Here is an 18,255-nt window from a genome sequence, read left to right as displayed (position 1 = left end):
CTAAAAACTAAGATTTATAAAAACCAGTATTTATAATTGTGAACCAATAAAGAAATGCAGACGTATTGGATGATTGTCATCAGAAATACCTGAAGCAACATCTATACGAATAGGGCCAATTGGCGATGCCCAACGCAGCCCCAAGCCCACACTGTATGCAGTAGGCGTATTGAAATCTTTATCATAAGCATTGCCGACATCGCTAAAAATGGCTGCACGCCAACCTTCTTTAAATTGATAGTTATATTCAAGTGATCCTACAGCCAGAGCCTGACCACCGATTTTAAATCCATTTTCTTCAGGCGATAGACTTTTATAGTCAAAACCGCGTACGGTCTGATCACCACCAGTAAAGTAACGCAGGTTATAAGGCACCTTGCTAAAATCTTGAGTCAAGATATAACCTAAATCGCCACGCCCGACAAACTGGTGACTATCATTTTCACCCAATGAATAAATAAAACGCCAACCTGCATTGAGAATGGCCATATCAGCATCAGACAATAATGACTCACTGCCAAGTTCGACCTTATAGGTCTGCTTAAAGCCTTTACCCGGATTGACCCGTTTATCGCTGGTCGCAAGTGATGCCTCATAACCCAACAATAAAGATTGCTGCTGGTCATTGGCATTGGCAATAAATGCATCAGGAATTTCATTGGTATTAATGGTTCCCTGTTGGGTAATCTGGTCCAAACGATAACGGAGACCAAAAGTATGTTGCCAGCTACCACGCGGTCTTTTAATAATTCTGTCAGCACCAGCCACAGCAGATTCAATCTTCAGGCTATTCCCCTGTGCCACGTCATCACGTTCTTCACGTTCATAACCGCCAACGATACTGATGTAGTCATTGATAGGATCGTGATAGGGAATATTATAACGTCCGTCGATAGACTGGCGAATTTGCGACACTTCCATGTTGGCATCAAAAGAATGTCCACGGCGGTTGACGATGGCACGGCGGTACTGAGCACGTAATCGTGCTCCTGTATCGGAACCATAACCTGCCCCCAGTTCTGCACTATTTAAACGATCAGCATTTAAAGTCACAATCACTGGAACTTTCTTCTCTTCACGTGCCTGAACTTTTAAACGCTCTTCTTCAGATTGTTTGGTTTCCTGCTGTGCACGCATCTGACGAAGATTTTCATCCCCTTCAGTTTCCTCTTGACCCGCAAACTGGGTTTCATCTGCTACAGATTGGGTGACTTCTTTAGCTGAAGCGACCCGTTTTTTATCCTGAACGGTAGCCTCACTTTCAGATATTTTTTGCTGATCGACCAAAGCCTGAATATCCGGTGGCAGTTCCTGCGCTTTCTCAACTGGATCTGGATGTATTGCATCCACCAGAGTGTAATTAAAATAACGCGAGTTGGTGAGGTTATTGGCTAAACCATTGACACGCCAGAAAGTATAATCGGCACCATCCTCCCAGGAAACCATACTTTGCAGAACATCCATGTCAATTGGAAATGGCTGTGACGGATCGCTCATGCGGAATTCGACCGGGCCTAACTTGTAGCGTTCACCCGTTTCATAGCGCAGGTTCACATCAGCCGTATTTTGCGGCTGGGCTACTTTGACATCATGCAGACGCCAATAACTGTCAAAATAACCGTTATTGGTAGCAGCATCGCTAATACGGTTTTTGGTTTCCTCATATAGACCATGATTGAAAATATCCCCTACATCCTGATCGGGCAAAAGCCTAATCACCTGGAACTGGGGCTGATTTTCTCCCGCACCGCTAAATTCAATATTCTGTGCTTTAATTTGTACTGGTGCATTTGCCGTGACCCTGACCCGGACACGACTTTCACCGAGTTTCTCGAATTTAAATTCGGCATTATAAAAGCCGACGGCTTGTGCAGCCTGATTCGACAATGTTCTCAGCTGCGGCAATGCTGAAGGGAAATCACTAAAAGATTCCCGGGTAAAACTGGAAAGTTTAGCTCTGATATTTTCTTTCAGATTTTCCATAGCCTGCGCATAAGCTTTGGCTGAAACATCGCTACTATTTGGTGTAGGGACAATAATCACATCAGCACTGATACTATCCAGCTTGGCAGTATTTAGCTGACGGGGCGGACGTATTTTATATAACCAGCGTTTAAAGAAATTCGGTTCTTCAATTTCATCTGTGGGGGCCAGTTCAGGTAAAGTTTTACCGGCTGCATTGGCTTCAACCACAATCTGGCTGTCTGCCTCAATATTCAACATCAGCTGATCGATATTTATCGGTGCCTGATTAATTTCAACCAACTCTTGTTGTGTGGCATCAGAAACCGCTACCTCTGTGCCCTGACCGGCGCGATATTGCTGGGCTTCTCGTTTCGCCTCTTCAGCAACCCGAAAAATTTCATTTGCCATTTCTGCATTGACAGGGGTTATCGGCAGTTCTTCCAGATCTTCAAATTCAATCGGCTTGAATTCTTCCAGAGGTTGGGTGGTCTGTTCTTGCTGCTCCAGCATTTGCAGGCTATCAGGTTCAGTCGGGGTTTGCTGAATGTTGTCTGGTTTTTCCAGTTCTGCACGACTGCCCACACCCTGCTGAATAGCTTCATTTTTGAGTTGTTGCTGAAATTCTGCTTCAGTGATGATGCTATTTGGCTGAGTCACTTGTGCAAAACCCTGTTGAGCCATTAACATGAGTAAGATACTGAGTCCGAATCGTTTATGCTCATTGTTCCACTGTAAAATGGAATTGACGCTTAAAGTAAGCGTCGTCTTTTTAAAATTCAGTTTCGAAAGCATAAAAAACTCTAAACTCATATAATATTTGTAATGGAAATGCCCAATGAAAGCTCGCTAACAAACTCAAATCTATTGGAATTTTCACTAAAGTATAGGTTAAAAACATCATACATGATTTTTATAGTGTTTTACCAAATGCTCACATTTCTTAATAAAACTTAATGAAGTCCACAAACCATGGAAAAAAATGAACATCTCTTAGGCACACGCCGGTTTTTACCGATGTTTGTCACTCAATTTTTTGGTGCCCTGAATGACAACGTGTATAAACAAGCCTTGTTACTGGTCATTACCTATGGTTGGATTAACCAACAAACTGCCAGCGTAAGCACACTGAATAACCTTGCAGCCTTGTTGTTTATTTTACCCTATTTCATTTTCTCTGCCACAGCCGGACAGATTGCCGACAAATACGAACGTTCACAACTTGTACGGGGCATCAAGATTCTCGAAATCGTGATTATGCTGATTGGCTCGGCGGGTTTTTTACTCGGTCATTTGTGGCTTTTATTGGTGGCTTTATTTTTAATGGGTACTCACTCGACTTTCTTCGGGCCAATCAAATATGCCATTTTGCCAGAAATTTTAAAGCCCAATGAATTGATGTCCGGAAATGCCTTATTTCAGTCAGGAACTTCAATTGCCATTTTAGTCGGGATGATTTTAGGCGGTGCGGTCATTTCTGCCTCGGACGGCAATTTGTTGTGGATCAGCTTAACGATTGTGACGATTGCCTTGCTGGGATATTTTTCCAGTCGTTTCGTCTTAAAACAAAAAGTGACTTCAACAGACGTACACATTGACTGGAACTTTTTTAGAACCAGCTTTCAAACCCTGGGTTATGCCAAAAGTTTACCTGTTATATTCCTGATTTTACTCGGCAATTCCTGGTACTGGTTTTATGGCGCAACCTATCTCACCCAAATTCCGCAGCTGACTCAACAAAACCTGCATGCTTCTGAAAACGTAGTCAGCCTGCTATTAACGTTCTTCTCTGTCGGGATTGGCGTCGGTTCATTGTTGTGCCGCAGAATTGGCGGTACAGAAGTCAATTTGAAAATGGTTCCGATAGGAGCGATTGGCTTAACCGTGTTTGCTTTTTATCTGGCAGCGAGTTTGGCTTTTGTGCCAGAACGTAGTGGTGAATTGCTCAGCTTGAAAGATGTCTTTACCCAAGGCTGGAGTTATTACCATGTCATGCTTGCTGTGACATTACTTGGGATTAGTGGCGGTTTTTATATCGTACCGCTTTATGCCATGATGCAGGCTTTTTCGCCGCCATCACATCGCGCACGTGTAGTTGCTGCAAACAACATTCTCAATGCCGTATTCATGGTATCCTCTGCTATATTTTCTATTATCATCTTAAGTGTGCTTAAGATTGATATTAAAATACTTTTTAGTATCACAGCGATTCTAAGCGCCATTTTCACTACATGGCTCTTGTTTAAGCTCAAGCCCATGCTTGCAGCACAGCAACAAGATGCTTTAGAGGATTAATTTTATGCGCCAATATACCGGTATTGACAAATTTATTCATTCATTTGACCAGGCACTACGCAGCCTGGTTCCGGGCACAACCTCTGCACACCGTGAAAACCCGGGAAATGAAGTTGAAACCAAACTCGGTGTCAGTCAAGCACGCCATGTGGCCGGTTTAATGCGGGTCAATCATAGTGGTGAAGTGTGTGCTCAGGCGCTTTATCATGGTCAGGCATTAACAGCCAAACTCCCGAATGTACGCCGTGAAATGGAACAGGCTGCAATTGAAGAACAGGATCATTTGGCCTGGTGTGAAGACCGCTTAAAGGAACTGGATAGCCATACCAGTTTGCTCAATCCGGTGTGGTATGGCCTGTCTTTTGGCATGGGTGCGATTGCCGGTATTGCCGGAGATAAATATAGCCTTGGTTTTGTGGCAGAAACCGAACGTCAGGTGAGCTTGCATTTACAGCATCATATCAGTCAGTTACCTGAACAGGATGAACGTTCACGTAAAATACTGGTGAAAATGAATGAAGATGAATTGCATCATCGAGATACCGCACTGAAGGCTGGCGGTGTAGATTTGCCAATACCGGTCCGTATTACCATGACCGCTATTTCCAAACTGATGACCAAGACCAGTTATTATATTTAATCTACATTTGCATGATTAAGCCTACTTGAATGTGGGCTTTTTTATGTCTATTCATCACGATTTTTTCTAACGAACGACTATAAAATACATAATCTGAAACAATAAGATACAGACCACCACCGCAAGAACAGTATCAATATCATGATGATAAAGCAGGCAAGCAGACTCAGCAGTACATATTTTCCCAAAGGATAAGCTTTGATTCCGATAAAAATGGGCAGAAAGATTCTGAGCTCCCCCAAGAGAATTGCATCAATAAAATGTTCAGCACGGGATGATTGTCGATGACACTGCTGATCTGAACAATTTTTTGTGCCAAATTATTGTTTATTGCGAAGACCAGTCTAATTTTTTTAAGCTTTTATATTTCATCAGCAGAATAAAGTGATTTCTTGACAGATATCATCTCATCAAACAGAACAATAAAACGTAAATTCCAAACCAAATTATGTGTTTTTAGGCTTTTATAGGCAGGGTATTATTTATATATGTCTTACTCCTTTACAATAGACTGTTTTTAAAAGACTTTTCTATCCAAAAAATAAATCTAAAAATATTAGAAATAAACCTCCTTCCTTGTGAGTTTTAGCTTACAACACGTGTCTAAAATTTTAATGGTATGGATAGGTTTTTATAGCACCCTGTAAAGCTTCTATTTTTGTAAAATTTATACAATACGATGACCAAAACATATAAAAAGATTCATTCGTATACTTTATAAAAATAAATATTAGCTGCATAAAGAACAAAAAAACTAACAACAAAAATAATTTAAGGAGCAAGGTATGTCTACCCAGTTCAATTTTGTCTCTGTCCAGAAAAAATCAAACATCCATTTTGATGGCTGTTCTATCAGTCATGTAATTGAATTAACAGATGGAAGAAAAAAAACCTTAGGTGTGATTCTGCCCACAGAGCGTCCTCTGGTTTTTGAAACTGTGGTCGCTGAATGCATAGAAATTGTTTCAGGGAAGTGTTTGGTTCAAATTGGCAACAATACAGAGAGCCAAACCTATCATGCTGGTGAATCTTTTTATGTGCCTAAAAAAACCCAATTTAAAATTATCACGGATGATATTGTCGATTACGTTTGCCATCTGGAAGACCGTTAAGTTTGGTAACAACCCTTATTACACATTAATTAGTCGACAATAAAAAAGCCCGACATCCTGTCGGGCTTTTTCGTATGGGTTCGCTCGGTATAACTCCTGTCGTACCTGACTGTCCTTGTACTTGTTTGTTATTATTCTTTTGCAGAACTTCCTGTTCTTGTTGAACTCATCATATGATATTTCCAATATTTCAAATAGAAGCTATAACATTAAATTCATGTGAGCAAATGCTTACAAAACGAAGTAAAAATCACCCGATACTTATTAACAAAAATTCCAGATCATCTTTCTCCAGGAACAATTGGGAACAGTAAATAAAGAAAATTCCATGCTCAATCAACTTATAATCACATATATTTCTCGTCCCAAACCATCCTTGAAATATTTAAAAAACCAATAAAAAAACAGATTTCGAGAAAAATTATTATTTAATGATGCCATTAAAACTTCATTTTATTCTGCTATCTTTTGAGCAGAACAATGCATGACAATTACCCTATTTTATTAATTAAATTTTCAGCCGCTATGGTTGGGGTCAGGAGTATCGAATGAACAGGATCCATAAAATTTCCATCTTTGCAGCAAGTTCAGCTGTTGCTGTCCTGGCTTATGCGGCAAGCACACCATCGAATAAAGCTGCTACAACAGCAGTAAAACAAGATCAAGTACTGACCAACCAACAAGTTTCCACACCCAGCACAACGACAGCAAGCTCTTCACCGACTGTATTAGCACCCACATTGACCAGCTCGACAACAGCTTCACCCATCAAGAACCAGTATATTGTAGTGCTCCAGGCGGGTTCAGATCTCCCTGCACAAGCTGCTGCAGCAATAGCAAAACAGCATGGGGGGCAAGTTTTATTTACGTATAACCGGGCGATTCGTGGTTTTGCCGTACGTATTCCAGAACAGGCTACGTCAGCTTTCCTTACGGCTATGCAGAAAAATCCGCAAGTCAGTTATGTAGAAGAAGATACTCTGATGCAGGCCAATACAATCACGCAAAGCAATCCTGTATGGGGTCTGGATCGTATTGACCAGCACAATTTGCCACTAAGCAAATCATTTAGTTATAACAAAACCGGTTCTGCGGTGAATGCATATATTGTCGATACCGGTATTTTAGCCTCACATCAGGAATTTAACGGTCGTGTACAAACCGGTTATTCTGCAATTGCCGATAACAATGGTACCAATGACTGTAACGGCCATGGTACACATGTGGCTGGCACTGTAGGTGGCAGTACGTATGGAATCGCAAAAAATGTGGGCTTGGTACCTGTACGGGTACTCGATTGTGCAGGCTCAGGTGCCATGAGTGGTGTGATTGCCGGACTGGACTGGATTATTCAAAATGGTCGCAAACCCGCAGTGGTGAATATGTCTCTCGGTGGCAGTGCCTATAGTACCCTCGATACTGCTATAGATAACCTGTTTAATAACGGCTATGTACCAGTGGTTGCTGCAGGCAATTCAAATACCGATGCATGTACCAGCTCTCCTGCCCGCGCGGGCAAAGCCATTACCGTTGCTGCCACAGATTCAACCGACACCCGTGCCAGCTACTCGAACTATGGCAGTTGTGTCGATCTTTTCGCTCCAGGCAGTCAGATTACCTCTGCCTGGATTGGTAGCAATAGCTCGGCAGCAACTGCCAGCGGAACCTCAATGGCTTCGCCACATGTTGCAGGCGTAGTCGCGACAATGCTAGAAAGTAACAGTACTGCAACACCGCAAAGTATTACTGATCAACTGCTCAACCAAAGTACTATAAATCTGATTCAAAATCCGATGGGTAGCCCAAACCGATTACTTTATAGCTTGGTAGACACACAGACCATCACCCCAGTACCAAGTATTATTGCGCATATCAGCAAACTCAACGCAACAACCCTACGTTATCGCAACGGTACATGGCGTGCTAATGTGAGCATTTCTGTGGTCGACAGCAATAACCTTGCCGTGCCGAATGCAACAGTAACCGGCGGTTTCTCTGTAGGTGGCAGCAATCTTAACTGTACGACAAACAGCTTGGGACAATGCCAAATCAATAGCGGCACCATCAAAAGTGCAACGCAGACTACCTTTAACATCAACAATATTAGTGGTAGCAACCTGACCTATGCAGCCAGCAGTAATTTGGTCAGCTCCATTACTATTTACCGCTAAACAGTCCTTGGAATAAGAAAACGCAACTTTATCGGTTGCGTTTTCTTAGGATGATTGAGACTTCCCCATATATCTCAATTACCACAAAATAGCATCTAGATTGTAATACTGTAGCTGTTTTTATTGGGAGCGAATTTTCTATTACATTAAACTTAATCAGCTTTATACAACATGATTTTTTCTTTTTAAATTAATAACTTATCATCAATACAAAAAAACAACGCTTCACCAACTGGGCTTTTTTTGAGAATTGATCACATTCCGCATCTCATATTTGATTATTCTTATAATTCCAATAACTCAAACCACAAGCACCCAACTTTCATTTAATGTTTGTTCGCTGATTAATCAAATTAGGTCATCAAACTATCTTCTTTTACTTAGGTTGCTTAGGCTATTTTTAATCAGCTAAATTTGCTGCTACATAAGGGAGTGAATTTTAATTTGTCCAATTGACCACTGGAAATTGATGATTTTCATGCTGAAAATCGCTACTTTGCCAAATATCCAGCATCGGTATTTTAACATCTAGAGCTAATGGCAACTTTTTAGGATTAAACTGCATGTGCTGTAAATCCTGTCCCCAAGCAATTAAATCCATATCCAATGAAATTTGATGTGAAGGCCGTACCCGACCAGAATCTGCTTCCATTCTTTTTAATAATGCAATGATATCATCGACCGACATTACAGCTTTTAACAAACACGCCGCATTCCAGTAATCCTCACCCACCGCATCACGACATGGAATCACATAAATTTGAGAGAATTGAACATCTCCCAAACCGGAGATTTGTTTCATAGCGTTTTGAAAATGCTGTTGGGGATGACAATTACTCGCCAGAGCTAAGGCGAATATCGTTTCGGTGGCGTTCAAGACGAATTCCTACAGAATTTGCTTGCGCGATAATGGCAGGCTTACGGATGGTAATCATAATCGATTCTACTGTAGGAAAGGTAGTAAAAAGCGCATTTAGCACAAGTTTTGCTGCATGTTCAATCAATTCCGGCTTGGCATCCTGAATGACTTTGGCAGAAATCTCGCAAATTTCAGCGTAATTTAGCGTATGTTCCAGTTTATCCGAATTGGAAGCCTGTTCCAGACTGGTCTGGATGGTCATATCCAGTATTAAAGGCTGCATGATTTGACGTTCCCAATTGAAACATCCCACGACTGTTTCAACCTTTAAACCTTCAATGATAATTGCGTCCATGTTTGCCCCCAACAGACTTAGATTCTTTAATCCCTCCCAACCTCCCTTTAAAAAAGGGAGGAGCTTTGAAGTCCCTCTTTGAAAAAGAGGGATTTAGGGAGATTATCTCAATAATGACTTAGTTTTTTAACAATACATTTGGGTCAAGAGTTTGCACCATTTGCAGTCTCTGGTCTGCATAGATATCGGTATATGGTGCAAGGATGCGCATAAAGCGATCGAAATACAGCATTTGCTTAAACAGCAAGGCAAAGTCGCGCGGGAAGCGAATGCCATGACGCTCACCTACTCCCACCATATCCATCATGATGTCATTTAAATCTGCCGGATTAGAAGCGAGTAACTCCTGAGGATCAGCCAAAAGAACACCACTGAACAGACGTTCTAAGTCAGCCGCCAAAACTTGAGTATCAATTTTCTTGTCGGTCATGCCCATTTTCAGCATGTTTTCAGCCATCAAAGTGTAATCGGTTTTTTGCAGCGCATCCATAAATGCAATACACGCTGTCCAGACTTCAGGCTTCAACTGACCGACGATACCAAAATCAATAAAACCGACCCGACCATCTTCAAGCAACATCAGGTTTCCGGCATGCAAATCGGCATGGAAGCTGTTACACATCATCAAGCTGCCAAACCAGGTATTCATGGCGGTAATGAGCACCTGAGATGGGTCTTTAGCCACTTTTTTTACCACATCAAAATCGGTCAATGGCACGCCATATAAGCGCTGCATGGTCAGTACACGGCGGGTTGAGTATTGATGATAAACTTTTGGTGCAGTAGCTTTTTGGTTTTGCGTTACATTCAGATAATTAACAAAATCATCCAGGTTTTGCGCCTCTTCAATAAAATCGACTTCGCGTACCATACGAGTTTTAATTTCCTCGACAATATCGGCCAATGAAGCAAATTTCACTTTCGGTACGGCTTTTTCCAAAAGCTTGGTGGCCCAGTGCAAGACATTCAAGTCAGTATACAGAATAGTTTCCACGCCCGGTTTTTGCACTTTAATCACCACATCTTCACCAGTCACCAATTTGGCTGCGTGAACCTGTGCAATAGAAGCCGATGCTAAAGGCTTTTCATCAATGGAAGCAAAGATTTCATCTAAATTTCGGCCTGCAAATTCTGATGCCAATACGCCTTGCACATAACTAAAAGGCAAAGATGGAGTCTGATCCAAACAGCCCTGAAATTCTTCCACATATTCACGTGGAAACAAGGAAGGTGTGCTGGCAATAAACTGTCCAAGCTTGATATAGGTTGAACCTAAGGATTCAAAAGTTTCACGCATCAGCTTAGCGTTACTTGGTTTTTCTGTGGCGTATTTAAAGCCCGCTTTTGCTGCAATTACAGCCGTTTCCCCAACACGGGCAACTGAACGCAGGCCATCTAACCAGATATTGTTTTTCATAATGTCAGCTTAGAATTAAATTATAGCGAGTGTAGCAAAAAAATATGCGCTTGCAGGTCTATCTTGCCTGACAGATTGGACAATCTGTATCTTTTTCGAAAGCAAGTAGACGTTGTTTCATGCTTAATCCATCCCAAAGCATCAGTTTTTGCTTCAGTGGTGTTTTGCCCAGCCCCAAGTAGAGTAAAGCATGATGCGCCTGCAAACTCGCCATAACATTCGGAGTCGTAGCTAATACGCCTGAATCTGCACAGCGCAGGTTTTCATTGGCATGCTGTTCTTTGGGAAATAGACATTCATAACAGGCCGATTCGCCTTCTACCATAAACAGCTGTCCCTGAAAACCAATCGCTGAAGCACTGATTAAAGGTATATTGAATTGCTTGCAACTTTGGTTGACGAGATAACGTGTAGTGAAATTATCACAGCCATCTAAGACTAGATCCTGCACTGAAATTAATACTTCTGCATTGCTCTCGTCCAATTTTACAGTTTCTGACTCAACACGAATATGCGGATTAATCTGCTTTAAACGCTTGGCCAGTATTTCAGCTTTATAAAAACCAATATTGTCTTCTACATAGGCTATTTGCCGTTGCAGATTACTCATTTCAATGGTGTCAGCATCAATTAAAGTGATTTGCCCCACACCTGCTCGAGCAAGAAGTTCAGCTGTAGTACAGCCAATTCCACCACAACCGACAATCAGGACATTGGCCAGTTTCAGTTTTTCCTGGGCTTCAATGTCCCAGCCATCCAGCAGAATTTGCCGGCTGTAAAGATGCATTTCTTCATCGCTTAACTCTAGGTCCATGTCGAGTGATTGGGTCACTTACTTATCCTGTCTATTACTTGCATTTGCTTAAACCAGACAGCCATTATAGTTCAAAATGAATTTTGCATAGGACTAAAAAAGCACCCTTTCGGGTGCAAGAGCATGAAACTTAAAAAAACGAAAAAGGTTTAATTAACTGACTTTCTGAATTCCTTGCATGTTGGCAATTTCCTGCTGCTTGAGTAAATTGCGTTGAATTTTACCACTCGTGGTTTTAGGTAAACCTTCCACAAATTCGATTTCTTTAGGATAGGCATGTTTAGACAAACGTGAACGCACATATTCCTGAAGTTTATGGCTTAACGCATCCGAAGCCGCAAATTGCGGTTTAAGCACGACAAAAGCTTTCACCACCTCGGTACGTTCCGGGTCTGGCTTGCCAATGACTGCAGATTCCAAAACCTCGGCACATTCCAGTAAAGTACTTTCCACATCGAAAGGACCCACACGATAGCCTGACGTTGTAATGACATCGTCAGCACGTCCGATAAAATCCACCCCACCCAGTTCATTTAATTTCACCGTATCACCGGTTAAATAATAATGCCCAACGAATGATTTACGGTTATTGCCGCCATAACCTTTAAACCAGGTTAAAGGTGATTGCGAAAAATCGATGGCCAAGGTACCAATGCCACCTCTTTCCACTTCTTCATGGTTTTGATTCAAGACCACAAAACGATGACCTGGGTTGGCAAAACCTGCAGAACCGACTTTCTTTTCATGTTCTAAAGCATGATGATTAGCAATCACCATCCCCAGTTCAGTCTGGCCATACTGATCATAAATATTCACATTCAAATCATGATTAAACCAGTGAATCACTTCCGGAGTTAATGGCTCACCGGCACTACTGACGGCACGTAAATGTTTTTTAATCGATGGATCAAATTTTTCCTTAAATCCAAAAAACATCCGGAATGCCGTTGGTGAACCGGTCAAGTTACTGACTTTATGCTTTTTAATGATCTGCACAGCGTTGTCTACACTAAAGGCACGTTCATCCATAATAATGCTATGCCCAAGACTTAAAGGTCCGGTAATACCGTAATACAAGCCATAAGCCCAACCCGGATCGGCCAGATTCCAGAAAGAGTCTTCTTCACGCAAATCCACCGCGTGGATCATATAGCCTTTAAATGCCAGCAGTGCTTTTAAAGGAACCTGTACCGATTTTGCCAAACCTGTGGTTCCAGAAGTAAACATCATCAGGAAATCATCTGTAAAAGTCTGCATCACCGGTTCAAAAGTTTCTGATTGCCCAGCCAGTTCTGTCCAGAAATCGGCATCTGCATGGCTTGAAGCATCGCGTGGATGTACTGTTAAAATATGCGGTACAGTGACACCATTCAGTTTTGAGCGTTGTTCTGCATTGGTCACAATCAATTGGGTTTTGGCAGTATTGATCCGGTGCTCAATGGCTTTGGACTCAAAAGCAGTAAACAATGGCTGGTAAATTGCACCCATGCGCCAGGTAGCCAAAATGGTAATCAGCAGTTCAGGCGTACGCGGTAATAAACCGGCAATACAATCCCCTGCTTTTAAGCCAATCGAGCTAAAATAATTTGCCAGTTTTCCAGAGGCTTCTGCCAGCTGTTCAAATGTCCATTCGGCAGATTCGCCATTTTTGCCTTCCCAGATTAAGGCCGTTTTGTTTAAACCGAGATAACGCTCGCAACATTCAACATAGGCATTGACTGACTCAGCCGTACCGACCAGCTGCTCTGCAAGAAAATCATCAAAATTAAATTCTTGATATGCTTGTTGTAGTGCCTTCATGACGACAACCTCTCATCCGTTATTTTATAAACAAAGCTCCTGCTTTGCTGATCCATTTTGCTTATTGTTCTGACTCTAAAAATTGCCAAAGCTGATTCAGCATCTTTAAATTTTTTACTTCACAGTTGACTTAGATAACCATGATTTCCAAGCTCCTGCAATTTCCTTATCCATCAGAAAATGTGCAGGATTTGAACACCGACTAAAGTCTAAAATTTAGCCATTTAAAGCTTTAGTAGGTTTAGATTTTAGTCACCTCGCGTGCAATGACCAGGCGCTGAATATCCGAAGCCCCTTCATAAATCTGGCTGACCCGTACATCACGGTAAATCCGCTCTACCGGGAAATCCGAGACATAGCCATAACCGCCATGAATCTGAATGGCATCGGAACACACCTGCTCCGCCATGGTGGATGCAAACAGCTTGGCCATAGAAGCTTCTTTCAAACACGGTAAGCCGGCATCTTTTAAAGTTGCTGCATGGAAAATCAGTTGTCGTGCCGCTTCAATCTGCGTGGCCATATCTGCCAGACGAAATGCAACCGCCTGATGCTGTACAATTTCTACCCCAAATGCTTTGCGCTGATTGGCATATTCCACCGCAGCATCAAGTGCAGCACGCGCCATGCCGACGGATTGTGCGGCAATCCCGATTCGTCCTGATTCCAGGTTAGATAGGGCAATTTTGTAACCTTCACCTTCTTTACCCAATAAATTTTCGGCAGGAATCCGGCAATTTTCAAAAATGATGGTTGCGGTATCGGAACAATGCTGTCCCATTTTTTCTTCCAGACGCGAAACAATATAGCCTTCTGTGTCTGTAGGAACCAGGAAACAGGAGATGCCTTTTTTCCCTGCGGCTTTATCGGTCACGGCAAAGACAATCGCCACTTGGGCATGTTTGCCTGTAGTAATGAACTGTTTAGTACCATTCAATACCCATTCATCTCCATCACGTTCTGCCTTACATTCCAGTGCACCGGCATCGGAGCCGGCTTGCGGTTCGGTAAGACAGAAACATCCAAGCCATTCACCGGTGGCCAGTTTGGTAAGATATTTCTGTTTCTGTGCTTCTGTACCGTAACGCTGGGTAATGCCACACGGCAAAGAGTTTTGCACACTGACAATGGTTGAAATCGCGCCATCACCTGCAGCAATTTCTTCCAAGGCAAGCACCAGCGAAACATAGTCCAAACCCGCACCGCCCCATTGTTCGGATACGGTCATGCCCAAAGCACCCAGCTCACCAAGTTCTTTCAGTTCTTGCGCGGGAAATTGCGCAGTTTTATCACGTTCTGCGGCAGTAGGTTTTAACTTATTTTGCGAATAATTCCGCAACATGTCCTGAACCATCTTTTGTTCATCATTTAAAATCATTGAGCTTCCCTTTCTATATCTATTTTATTCATTTCAAACTTTTTAAAAATGACTGTATCTGGAGTACATGACGGCGACATGGATGTCGCCTGTGAAACTGAGATACAAGGACGTATCTTCAGTTTCACAAAGGATTTTTGTTTCTTTTGATCCCTCAAAAGAAAATACATACATATGCGAAGCTATTTAAACTTGACTAGCAATTTCTTCAAAACATATGAAACTCGGAAATAGCATCAACAACCTGAGCGTAAGATAAATAACAATGCTTCAAACAGGTTCTAGATAACTATGGTTTTCTTGCGGCCTCAAAATATATTTTGAGGCACTCATTTTCCCGGAAGAAAAGTAGGTCGAACCGAAGGTTAAACAGAGTTTTTATTACATATTGAAAAAACTCCGTCATGCCACCGCAATTATCAATAATTACTTCGGCTGCATACGAATCGCGCCATCTAGACGAATCACCTCACCATTCAAATACGTGTTTTCAAAAATATGACCCACTAAATGCGCAAACTCTTCCGGTTTAGCCAAACGCGGTGGAAACGGCACCATCTGCCCTAAAGCCTCCTGAACATTTTGCGGCATGGCTTTCAGCATCGGTGTTTCCATAATGCCTGGCGCAATGGTCATCACCCGAATCGCCTCACGCGCAAGTTCACGCGCCAGAGGTAAAGTCATGGACACCACAGCACCTTTAGAAGCAGCATAAGCCGCTTGCCCGAGTTGTCCTTCAAATGCAGCCACTGAAGCAGTATTGACAATCACCCCACGCTCTTCTTCACCTGGCTGCAATTGATATTTCGCCATCAAACTTGCCGCAAAACGGATCATGTTAAAAGTACCACTGACATTGATATTCAATACTTTCTGGAACATACCTAAATCATGAATGCCATCACGACCCAACACTTTGGCAGACGGTGCAATCCCGGCACAGTTCACCAAACCATTTAACTGACCGTACTGCTGCTCAATATTTTCAAAGAAAACTTTGACTGCATGCTCGTCGGTCACATCCAGTTTGACAAAAACTGCATGCTCACCCAAGCGCTGCTGCATTTCCTGACCCAGCTCCTGGTTCATATCCACCATAATCACCTGAGCGCCCTGACCCACCAGATAAGTGGCTGTGGCTGCACCCAAACCCGATGCACCGCCTGTCACGACAAATACTTTTCCTTGAATTTTCATTTTTTGTTCCTGTTAATTATTTGAATAAACACTCGACTTAAGATGCAGAGTAAAGGCAGTTCAGCTAGAGTACAATTTCCAAACCTTGCATCTTTTATGATGGATTTGGACAATCCAGGTCAGCACAGCAAAAAATACGGAATACGGATATCTGTACATGAATGAACAAAACTTAAATTACAGTAAAGGCACGATCTCGATCAGTCTGGTGCATGAAGCACTTTTATCTGCCCAGCATCAGGGATTGAACACTCAAAATATCTTGCTCAAATCCGGTATTCCTGTTGAGCTGCTGCATTCCAGTAAGGCTCGCGTTTCAGTTTCACAATATGCCCAGCTCTGGACCGAACTGGCAGATGTCATGAATGACGAGTTTTTTGGGATGGACAGCCACCCAATGCGGCGCGGCAGTTTTAAACTGTTATCACAATCGGTCATGCATGCCGAAACTCTGGGAAAAGCCCTACAGCAAATTTTGCAGTTTTTAAATCTGGTACTGGATGATTTTATCAGTCAATTATCTGTGCAGGAAAACTATGCCTATATTGTGATTTATGAACAGAAACACACCAAAAGAATGTTCAGCTATGCCACCTATTTAATGCTGATTCATGCTTTGATGTGCTGGTTAAGTGGACAAAGGGTCTTACTGAACCAGATTCAGCTCAAATGTGATGCCCCACTGGATGATCAGGACTATAAAGTCCGTTTTTGTGAAAATATTCAATACAATAGCCATGAAAACTATATCCAGTTCGATGCCAATTATTTAAATATTCAGATCAAACAGGACAAACAGTCATGGCATCAGTTTATTAGACAAACACCGCATAACCTGCTGGTGCGCTTTAAAAATCCACATGCGATTAGTTCTCAAATCCGTAAACATTTAATGAATGTTCCACCTGCTGAATGGTTAGAATTGAATGAAATTGCCCAGCGCTTAAATATTTCGGATGCCACCATGCAAAGACGTTTAAAAAGCGAAGGTGTCAGCTATCAACAACTTAAAAATGATATCCGGCGTGATACCGCCATTGAATTTCTGACTAAAACAGAGAAAACTTTGCAACAAATTAGTGATGAACTCAGCTTTCACGATCCGAGTGCATTCCATCGTGCTTTCAAAAAATGGACCGGCGTCAGTCCCGGGGCTTATCGGCAAAATAAGGAGTAATAAATTCAATATAAGCCATAAGAATATAGCTGCTTTTCTAAAAATTTGATAATTCTTTGCTTTTCATTAACTTAAAAAATGATGCATTTTTCGTCGGAATTTATTTGCAAAAAGCGACAAAATAGATTACTTTTCAACCAACTTAAAGGCATATCTTTATGCCACCCCTGCTGTAATCTCCCTGTTAAATCACCTTATATTAAAGGTTCTGACATGCTTAAAATGATTGATGTACTAGAGCAAAGCTTGGTGCAAAATTTTACTCATTCTCTCAATTCTCACACCAGTCAATTTGATGAGTTATTCAATCAAGGTATTTTAAATACTGCTGATTCTGCACTTCAAAATGTGGTGGTCAATTTCTTCAATCGTGCAGATGCCATTGAATCAGCTCAGGCACTGGATATCTCAGTGCTGATCGTATTCAAGCTTTACAAACTGGCGTAGCTTTAAAAGATGCGCAATATCTTGCAGATACTGCAAAAATTGTGGCGCTTTGTTTAGCCCTTGAAACCGATGCGCTTGCACACTTGGACATATCTGATGGTTTACAAGATTTTCTAATATAAATCTAAAACCCATTAAAAAAAGCGACTCCAGTGAGTCGCTTTTTTTAAATCAATTTAATTTGTTTGATTTTATATCACGCCCCAAGTAGATTTTCCCACATATCTTTTTCTAGTCACATCTCTCATGCATTGCACCAGACAGATCTGAATTACTCATCAAATCCTGTCGTCGGATTGCATTGCCATTTAAAAACATGGTTTTGACCATTTTCTTTAAGTCATCGTTTTCAGCAATCGCTAAACGCAACCATTAATGTAATTACATAGCAATGACATTGAAATAACAAAATCTCATCTTTCTTAATTGTTTCATATTTTACTTTTATTCATGCTGATGTAACTTTTTGATATAAAGTACAAAATATTTAAACAAATAAAATAAATTCATTAAAATTCAAAAACTTATTTCACAAAATTCAATATATCCATAATTAAGATAATTTTATAAAAATTACTTTTTTGTCTTATCCCTTAAGTTACTGGCAGTATTTGCCGCATCTCATTCAAAT

13 protein-coding genes and 1 pseudogene are annotated in these 18,255 nt (G+C 41.5%); 6 read left to right on the top strand and 8 right to left on the bottom strand.

Going from position 1 to position 18,255, the window contains the following annotated elements; all coding sequences use genetic code 11:
* Window positions 1-30: 30 nt before the first annotated feature.
* Window positions 31-2,757: an autotransporter assembly complex family protein gene (locus GTU69_RS06285; RefSeq protein WP_166169053.1), complete on the bottom strand. Its 2,727-nt coding sequence runs from the start codon at window positions 2,755-2,757 to the stop codon at window positions 31-33.
* A 177-nt stretch (window positions 2,758-2,934) separates the two neighbouring features.
* On the opposite strand from GTU69_RS06285, the gene GTU69_RS06280 reads away from it, so the two are divergent.
* From GTU69_RS06280 to GTU69_RS06265, 4 genes are all read left to right on the top strand, one after another.
* Window positions 2,935-4,257 (top strand): MFS transporter, encoded by a 1,323-nt coding sequence (locus tag GTU69_RS06280; protein ID WP_166169051.1) that lies wholly within the window; start codon window positions 2,935-2,937, stop codon window positions 4,255-4,257.
* 4 nt (window positions 4,258-4,261) lie between these two features.
* Window positions 4,262-4,897, top strand: a complete 636-nt coding sequence (gene coq7, locus GTU69_RS06275) for a 2-polyprenyl-3-methyl-6-methoxy-1,4-benzoquinone monooxygenase (protein WP_166169049.1) — start codon at window positions 4,262-4,264, stop codon at window positions 4,895-4,897.
* Between the two features lie 785 nt (window positions 4,898-5,682).
* Window positions 5,683-6,009, top strand: a complete 327-nt coding sequence (locus GTU69_RS06270) for a pyrimidine/purine nucleoside phosphorylase (RefSeq protein WP_166169047.1) — start codon at window positions 5,683-5,685, stop codon at window positions 6,007-6,009.
* Window positions 6,010-6,557: 548 nt separating this feature from the next.
* Window positions 6,558-8,180 carry a S8 family peptidase gene (locus GTU69_RS06265; RefSeq protein WP_166169045.1) on the top strand — a complete coding sequence of 541 codons (1,623 nt, stop codon included), beginning with the start codon at window positions 6,558-6,560 and terminating at the stop codon, window positions 8,178-8,180.
* 439 nt (window positions 8,181-8,619) lie between these two features.
* On the opposite strand, the gene GTU69_RS06260 is transcribed toward GTU69_RS06265, so the two are convergent.
* From GTU69_RS06260 to GTU69_RS06230, 7 genes are all read right to left on the bottom strand, one after another.
* Complete coding sequence (locus GTU69_RS06260) at window positions 8,620-9,057, bottom strand: 2-amino-4-hydroxy-6-hydroxymethyldihydropteridine diphosphokinase (RefSeq protein WP_166169043.1); 438 nt, start codon at window positions 9,055-9,057, stop codon at window positions 8,620-8,622.
* Complete coding sequence (folB, locus tag GTU69_RS06255) at window positions 9,014-9,394, bottom strand: dihydroneopterin aldolase (RefSeq protein ID WP_166169041.1); 381 nt, start codon at window positions 9,392-9,394, stop codon at window positions 9,014-9,016. The genes GTU69_RS06260 and folB overlap by 44 nt, the downstream gene beginning before the upstream one ends.
* 118 nt (window positions 9,395-9,512) lie before the next feature.
* Window positions 9,513-10,811, bottom strand: coding sequence for an AarF/UbiB family protein (locus GTU69_RS06250; RefSeq protein ID WP_166169039.1), 1,299 nt, complete (start codon window positions 10,809-10,811; stop codon window positions 9,513-9,515).
* 58 nt (window positions 10,812-10,869) lie between these two features.
* A complete protein-coding gene (locus tag GTU69_RS06245) occupies window positions 10,870-11,643 on the bottom strand; it encodes a HesA/MoeB/ThiF family protein (protein WP_166169037.1) in 774 nt (257 codons plus the stop codon).
* 135 nt (window positions 11,644-11,778) lie between these two features.
* Complete coding sequence (locus GTU69_RS06240) at window positions 11,779-13,425, bottom strand: AMP-binding protein (protein WP_166169035.1); 1,647 nt, start codon at window positions 13,423-13,425, stop codon at window positions 11,779-11,781.
* Window positions 13,426-13,666: 241 nt separating this feature from the next.
* Complete coding sequence (locus GTU69_RS06235; RefSeq protein ID WP_166169033.1) at window positions 13,667-14,803, bottom strand: acyl-CoA dehydrogenase family protein; 1,137 nt, start codon at window positions 14,801-14,803, stop codon at window positions 13,667-13,669.
* Window positions 14,804-15,229: 426 nt separating this feature from the next.
* On the bottom strand, window positions 15,230-16,000 hold the full coding sequence (locus GTU69_RS06230; RefSeq protein ID WP_166169031.1) for a 3-hydroxyacyl-CoA dehydrogenase: 771 nt from the start codon (window positions 15,998-16,000) through the stop codon (window positions 15,230-15,232).
* A 157-nt stretch (window positions 16,001-16,157) separates the two neighbouring features.
* Here GTU69_RS06230 and GTU69_RS06225 point away from each other — a divergent pair, with 157 nt between their 5' ends.
* Together GTU69_RS06225 and GTU69_RS06220 are read left to right on the top strand one after the other, a co-directional pair.
* Window positions 16,158-17,177: an AraC family transcriptional regulator gene (locus GTU69_RS06225; protein ID WP_166169029.1), complete on the top strand. Its 1,020-nt coding sequence runs from the start codon at window positions 16,158-16,160 to the stop codon at window positions 17,175-17,177.
* Window positions 17,178-17,390: 213 nt separating this feature from the next.
* A pseudogene (locus tag GTU69_RS06220) lies at window positions 17,391-17,746 on the top strand (hypothetical protein).
* Window positions 17,747-18,255: the final 509 nt, after the last annotated feature.

The organism is Acinetobacter sp. SA01 (genome assembly GCF_011319235.1).
In the GTDB taxonomy this organism is placed as follows: Bacteria; Pseudomonadota; Gammaproteobacteria; order Pseudomonadales; family Moraxellaceae; genus Acinetobacter.
Note: the sequence above shows the minus strand (reverse complement) of the source record. Positions and strands in the feature narration are given on the sequence as shown.

What these genes read in the sequence shown, in the direction of transcription:
- GTU69_RS06285 (WP_166169053.1), bottom strand. Translation starts at nt 2,757, where the DNA reads ATGCTTTCGAAACTGAATTTTAAAAAGACGACGCTTACTTTAAGCGTC.
- GTU69_RS06280 (WP_166169051.1), top strand. Translation starts at nt 2,935, where the DNA reads ATGGAAAAAAATGAACATCTCTTAGGCACACGCCGGTTTTTACCGATG.
- coq7 (WP_166169049.1), top strand. Translation starts at nt 4,262, where the DNA reads ATGCGCCAATATACCGGTATTGACAAATTTATTCATTCATTTGACCAG.
- GTU69_RS06270 (WP_166169047.1), top strand. Translation starts at nt 5,683, where the DNA reads ATGTCTACCCAGTTCAATTTTGTCTCTGTCCAGAAAAAATCAAACATC.
- GTU69_RS06265 (WP_166169045.1), top strand. Translation starts at nt 6,558, where the DNA reads ATGAACAGGATCCATAAAATTTCCATCTTTGCAGCAAGTTCAGCTGTT.
- folB (WP_166169041.1), bottom strand. Translation starts at nt 9,394, where the DNA reads ATGGACGCAATTATCATTGAAGGTTTAAAGGTTGAAACAGTCGTGGGA.
- GTU69_RS06250 (WP_166169039.1), bottom strand. Translation starts at nt 10,811, where the DNA reads ATGAAAAACAATATCTGGTTAGATGGCCTGCGTTCAGTTGCCCGTGTT.
- GTU69_RS06240 (WP_166169035.1), bottom strand. Translation starts at nt 13,425, where the DNA reads ATGAAGGCACTACAACAAGCATATCAAGAATTTAATTTTGATGATTTT.
- GTU69_RS06235 (WP_166169033.1), bottom strand. Translation starts at nt 14,803, where the DNA reads ATGATTTTAAATGATGAACAAAAGATGGTTCAGGACATGTTGCGGAAT.
- GTU69_RS06230 (WP_166169031.1), bottom strand. Translation starts at nt 16,000, where the DNA reads ATGAAAATTCAAGGAAAAGTATTTGTCGTGACAGGCGGTGCATCGGGT.
- GTU69_RS06225 (WP_166169029.1), top strand. Translation starts at nt 16,158, where the DNA reads ATGAATGAACAAAACTTAAATTACAGTAAAGGCACGATCTCGATCAGT.